The organism is Deltaproteobacteria bacterium (assembly GCA_009930495.1).
Taxonomy (GTDB): domain Bacteria; phylum Desulfobacterota; class Desulfovibrionia; order Desulfovibrionales; family Desulfomicrobiaceae; genus Desulfomicrobium.
Map to the genome: position 1 here is coordinate 1 of RZYB01000164.1, position 5,741 is coordinate 5,741.

A 5,741-nucleotide genomic window follows, 5' to 3' on the forward strand; every position below is an offset into this window, starting at 1 on the left:
CGGACGGTTGGCTGGACCGGACAACGGGACTGGTCTGGGGCGGGATTTCGGCCCTGCCGTTGACCTGGGACGAGGCCGTGGAGGACACGGCCCGTCAGGCCCGCGCCACTGACCAGGCTTGGCGTCTGCCCACGGTGGAGGAGATGGTCACCCTGCTCGAACCGGACACGACGTTGGACAGGTTTTGTCCGAACGGGCAGTTTGGCGGTGAACATCTGTGGCTCTGGACAGGGGATCGCCGTGCTTTTACCTCGGCCTGGTTCGTGGACGTGGTCAGTCGGGCCGTGCTGGCCCAGGACATGACCTGTCGGTTTCATGTCCGGCCGGTCCGGACACATTTGTGATCGCAAGGAGAACCCATGGAGAGCGGATTTTGGCAGGTTTTCATCGTCGGCGTGGCCGTGGCCGTGGCGCCGGGCCCGGATTTTTTCATGGTGCTGCGCAACAGCCTGATGCGCGGCCGTCTGGCCGGAGTCATGACCGCGCTGGGGATTGGCTCGGCCCTGGTCGTGCACGTGGTCTATTCGGTCCTGGGCCTGGCCCTGGTCATCGCCTCCAGTCCGGCGGTGTTCAGCCTGATCCGTGTCTGTGGCGCCCTGTATCTGCTGTACATCGCGGGTCGGGGTCTGCTGAACAGGCAATCGGCCCCGCCCGATGTCCGCGTCCAGACCCAGCCTCGTCGGAGCACGGATTCGCCTCTGCGCGGCTGGCGCGAGGGATTTTGGTGCAACCTGCTCAATCCCAAGGCGGCGCTTTTTTTCTTGAGCATCTTTTCCCAGTTCATGACCCCGGACACGCCCAGCTCCCTGCGCTGGGTATACGGCGCCGAAGTCATCGTCATTGTCACGGTCTGGTTCGTGCTGCTGGCGTTGTGCCTGTCCACGGGCAAGGTCCGATCCCTGTATTCCGGTCTGGCCCGCTGGGTGGACGGCGGCGTGGCCCTGATTTTCGGCGGAGTCGGCTGCTCCATCCTGGTTCAGGAAGCGCGCCGGGTACTGTAGACATCAACATTTCGAGGGCTGCATGTTTCGATTCCTGCACGCGGCGGATATCCATCTGGACAGTCCGCTCCGGGGCCTGGAGGCCTATCCCGACGCGCCCGTGGAGCAGATCCGTGGCGCGGCGCGGCGGGCCTTCGACAATCTGATCCGCCTGGCCGTCGAGGAGGAGGTCGCCTTCGTGCTTCTGGCCGGCGACCTCTACGATGGAAATTGGAAGGACTACAACACCGGCATCTTCTTCATGCAGTGCATGGGTCGTCTGCGCGCGGCCGGCATCCGCGTCTTCATGATCGCCGGCAACCACGACGCGGCCAGCCAGCTGACCAAGTCCCTGACCCTGCCGGACAACGTGACCCTTTTGTCCTCCCGGCGTCCCGAGACTCGCGTTCTGGACGACCTGGGCGTGGCCATCCACGGCCAGGGTTTCGCCACCAGGGCCGTGGCCGAGGATTTGAGCCAGTCCTACCCCGCGCCAGTGTCCGGACTGCTCAACATCGGCCTGCTGCACACCAGCCTGATCGGCCGTCCCGGCCATGAACCCTATGCCCCCTGCACCCTGGAAGGCCTGCGCGGCCACGGTTATGACTACTGGGCCCTGGGCCATGTCCACCAGCGCGAGATTTTGTGCCGCGAGCCATGGGTGGTTTTTCCCGGCAACATCCAGGGGCGACACGCGCGCGAAACAGGTCCCAAGGGCTGCGTCCTGGTCTCGGCGGACGAGGGGCGGATTCGCGCCGTGGAGCATCGGGACCTGGACGTGCTCCGTTTCGCCCAGCTCGACGTGCGCGTACCGGACGATGCCGACTTGCCCGTCGTGTACGAGGTGGTGCGCACGGCCATGGAGCGGGAATTGGAACTGGCCCAAGGCCGCCCCCTGGCCGCGCGGGTGCGGCTTCTGGGCGCCTGTGGCCTGCACGCGCAACTGTGTCGCGACGAGGTCCACGTTCGGGAAGAACTCCGGGCCGTGGCCGCCAGTCTGGGTGATGTCTGGCTGGAGCGCTTGGTCCTGGCCACGACTCCGGCCACGGCCGCGACACTCGCGGATTCGGCCCTGGCCGACTTGGTGCCGGATCTGGAACGCCTGGATTTCGACGCCGAGGCGATGCTCGCGGCCATACCGGACTTTCGGAGCCTGCGCGCCAAGCTGCCTCCGGAACTGAAAGGCGAGGGGGACCCCTTGTCCTTTGCCGACGAGGCCCTGGTCCGCCTGCGTCACGACGTGCGCGAACTGGTCCTGTCCCGCCTGCTGGGAGTCCGTCATGAAGATTGAACGCTTGGAACTCAAGGCATTTGGACCGTTCACCGACCGCGTGTTGGATTTTTCTTCGGACCTGCCCGGCCTGCATGTCGTGCATGGACGCAACGAGGCCGGCAAGAGCAGTTCCCTGCGCGCCCTGCACGCCCTGTTGTTTGGATTTCCGCACCGCACCAACGATGATTTTGTCCATGCCTACAATCAACTGCTGGTCGGCGGCCGCTTGCGCGCGGCCGATGGCCATGAGCTGGTCTTTTATCGCCGCAAGCGCAGCAAGAACGATATTTTTGACGCCCAGGACAATCCGCTGCCGGCCGATGTCCTGAATCCCTTTTTGCACGGCTTGAGCCCGGAGCTGTTCGCCGTCGTGCACGGCATCAATCACGAGGCCCTGGTTCGGGGCGGTCAGGGCATTCTGGAACAGCAGGGCGAGGTCGGCCAGACCCTGTTCGCCGCTGGCGGGGGATTCGCATCTCTCAAGGGCCTGCTCCAGGATTTGGAGACCGAGGCCGGCAGTTTGTTCAAGCCCCGCGCCTCGTCGGCCGAGATCAGCCAGGCCCTGGCCCAGTACGCGGAATTGCAACGCCGCCTGCGCGCGGCCAGTCTGGCCGGTCAGGACTGGCGCGCCCACCGCGAGGCATTGGGCGAGTCCGAGTCCCGCTTGGAAGCGCTCAATGCCCGGCGGGCGGAGCTGGAACGGGAGATCCGTCATCTGGAGCGCCTGCGTCAGGCCCTACCTTTCCTGGGCGAGCGGGCGCTGTTGCGGGAGAAATTGGACGCTCTGGGAGAGGTTCGGGTTTTGCCCGAGGATTTCGCCGCCCGTCGTCAGGCCTTGGAAGAAACGATCCATGGCCTGCGGGCCACGCGTGAGGCCGCCGCGCGGCGGCTGGCGTCCCTTCGCGACAAGAACGCGGCCATTGGCCTGAATCGGGTCGTGCTCGATCAGGCCGAGGCCATCGAGAACATCCATCAGCGTCTGGGGGAATACCGTAAGGGCAAGGCGGATTCCCCCCGACTGGACGGGCTGCGTATCGCGGCCAAGAGCGCGGCCGCCGGGCTGTTGCGCCAGATCCGACCGGGCTTGTCCGTGGACGAGGCCGAAGCCCTGCGTCCCGGCCTGCTCAAACGCAAGACCGTGTTGTCCCTGGGGCAAAAACACGAGGCCGTGCACCAGGCCGCGCGTTTGGCCGAGGCGCGGCTGGCCGACGTGCGTCGGGACCTCGCGGCCGCGCGTCGGGAACGGGTCGCCCTGGGGCTGGACCGCGACGTTATTCCGCTTGGCGAGGCCGTGGCCCTGGCCCGGAAGATTGGCGACGCGGACGCCGAGATCCTGGCCCGCGAAACGACCATCGCCCAACGGCGGGCGGCCTGGGACGCGGCCCTGACCCGGCTTGGATTGTGGTCCGGAACCGTGGCGGGGATTCGTGGCGCGGCCACGCCCTCGCCGGACAGCGTGGACGGTTTTGATCGGGAGTGGCGCGACATCGAGGATGAAGCCCGCCGCCTGGAGTCCGAAACCGATCGCCTTGTCCAGGAACAAGCCGGCCTGACCCGCGATCTCCGCGAAATCGAGCACGCGGCCGAAGTGCCCACGGAACAGGAGCTTCTGGCCTGCCGGGACCGGCGGGACCTGGGTTGGAGTCTGGTGCGCCGTCGTTGGATCGAGGGCGAGGATGTGGACGCCGAAATCGCGGCCTTCGCGCCTGATCAGGTTTTGTCCGAGGCCTACGTGGATCTGGTGGCTCGGGCGGATCATACAGCCGACCGCATGTACCGCGAGGCGGACCGGGTTCGTCGGCACGCCGCCGCGCTGGCCGGAATCGAGGCGGCCCAGGCCGCTTTGGATCGGATCGGCGCGGACAAGGCCGACCTGGAAGCCAGGCGGGAAGAGCTGCGCTGTCGCTGGCGGGCGTTATGGGCCGAATCCGGCGTGGAGCCCTCGGCGCCGCGCGAGATGCGGGCCTGGTTGGTCGCTTTCGAAAAGTTGCGGTTTCAGGCCGAGGAACTCGAAAAGGACGCCCTTGACGCGCGGGCCCGCCAGACACGGCGTCAGGATGTTCGCGCCCGCCTCGCGGCGTGTCTGGGCGAGGACGTCCCTGGCCAGGATTTGGGCCCCGTGCTGGCCAAGGCTGAAATCACGCTCGACGGCCTGCTTCGGGCATCGGCCGAACGCACCGCCCAGGACCGCGTCGTGCGGGATCTGGAGCAGGCCGAGGCCAAGGCCGTGGCCGAGGTTGAGTCGTCCCGGCGGGCCGTGGACGAATGGCGGACGTCCTGGGCCGGCGTCATGGCCGATCTCGGTCTGCCCGCCGCGACCTTGCCCGAGGAGGCTTCGGATTACCTGGACTCTCTCGCGCAGTGTTTTGCCCATTTGGCCGAGGAAGAAACCCTGCGCAAGCGTCTGGTCGGTATCGATCGGGATGCCGGCCTTTTCGAGGGCGATGTCCGGGCCCTGGCCGCGTTGTTGTCGCCCGCTGAAATGGACCTCGATCCGCCGCTTTTGGTTTCTCGTCTGAAGGCGCTGTTGGAGCAGGCCAGTCGCGATCGGGCCGTGCTCGACGGCGATGCCCAGGAAATCAGGCGACTGGAAGAGGAAATTCAGGCCGTGGAGGCGTGGCTGGCGGTTCACGAGGCGGAACTCACGGCCCTGCGCGCGCAGGCCGGATGCGGCGCCGGCGAGTCCATGGCCCTGGCCGAGCAGCGTTGCGCCGAATATCTGCGGTTGCGCGAAAAATACGAAAAGGCCGAGACCGATCTGGCCCGCGTCGCCGAGGGCAAGAATCTGGATGAACTCGCGGCCGCGGCCCTGGCCCAGGACGCGGACGAATTGGGCGGCCGGATCAAGGCCTTGCGCGAGGATATCGACACGCGTCTGGACCCCGAAATACGGGCGGTGTCCGAGCGCGTCGGCCAGGAAAAGAACGAACTGGCGCGCATGAACGGGGGCGACGAGGCCGCGCGCCTGAACGAGGACATGCAGGGCGTCCTGGCCCGGATCACGCGGTTGAGCGAGCGCTACGTTGTGCTCAAAACAGCGGGCATGGTCCTGCTGCAAGCCATCGAGCGTTACCGCGAGGCCAATCAGACGCCGCTTCTGGCCGCCGCTTCCCGCCATTTCGAGGCCCTGACCCTGGGGGCTTTCACGGGCCTGCGAGCAGACGTGGCCGATAGCGGCCAGCCCGTGCTGACCGGAGTCCGCGCCAACGGCGTCTGGGTTCGGGTGGACGGCATGAGCTCGGGAACCAGGGATCAGCTCTATCTGGCCTTGCGCCTGGCCACCCTGGAGCCGCGCGGCCGCGAGGCCCTGCCCTTTGTCGTCGATGACATTCTCATCAATTTCGACGAGCCCCGATCCGAGGCCACCCTGAAGGTTCTGGCCGGACTGGCCGGGTCCATGCAGATCATTCTCTTCACCCATCAGGCCCATGTCGCCGACATGGCTTTGGGCCTGGGCCTGGATGACCGGGTGTTCGTGCACCGGCTGT

Annotated in this window: 4 protein-coding genes; all 4 read left to right on the forward strand. The window is 66.7% G+C overall.

All coding sequences use genetic code 11. The annotated features are described in order from the left end of the window. The coding region (locus EOL86_11545; protein ID NCD26207.1) for a DUF1566 domain-containing protein at positions 1–344 on the forward strand (344 nt) is incomplete at its 5' end. A 15-nt stretch (positions 345–359) separates the two neighbouring features. Then, positions 360–1,001 (forward strand): LysE family translocator, encoded by a 642-nt coding sequence (locus EOL86_11550; GenBank protein NCD26208.1) that lies wholly within the window; start codon positions 360–362, stop codon positions 999–1,001. A gap of 22 nt (positions 1,002–1,023) precedes the next feature. Further along, a complete protein-coding gene (locus EOL86_11555) occupies positions 1,024–2,271 on the forward strand; it encodes a DNA repair exonuclease (protein ID NCD26209.1) in 1,248 nt (415 codons plus the stop codon). Further along, positions 2,261–5,741 (forward strand): hypothetical protein (locus tag EOL86_11560; protein ID NCD26210.1); only part of this gene is annotated, 3,481 nt, incomplete at its 3' end. The genes EOL86_11555 and EOL86_11560, both read left to right, overlap by 11 nt.

Coding starts and splice junctions, on each gene's coding strand:
- EOL86_11550 (NCD26208.1), top strand. CDS start 360: ATGGAGAGCGGATTTTGGCAGGTTTTCATCGTCGGCGTGGCCGTGGCC.
- EOL86_11555 (NCD26209.1), top strand. CDS start 1,024: ATGTTTCGATTCCTGCACGCGGCGGATATCCATCTGGACAGTCCGCTC.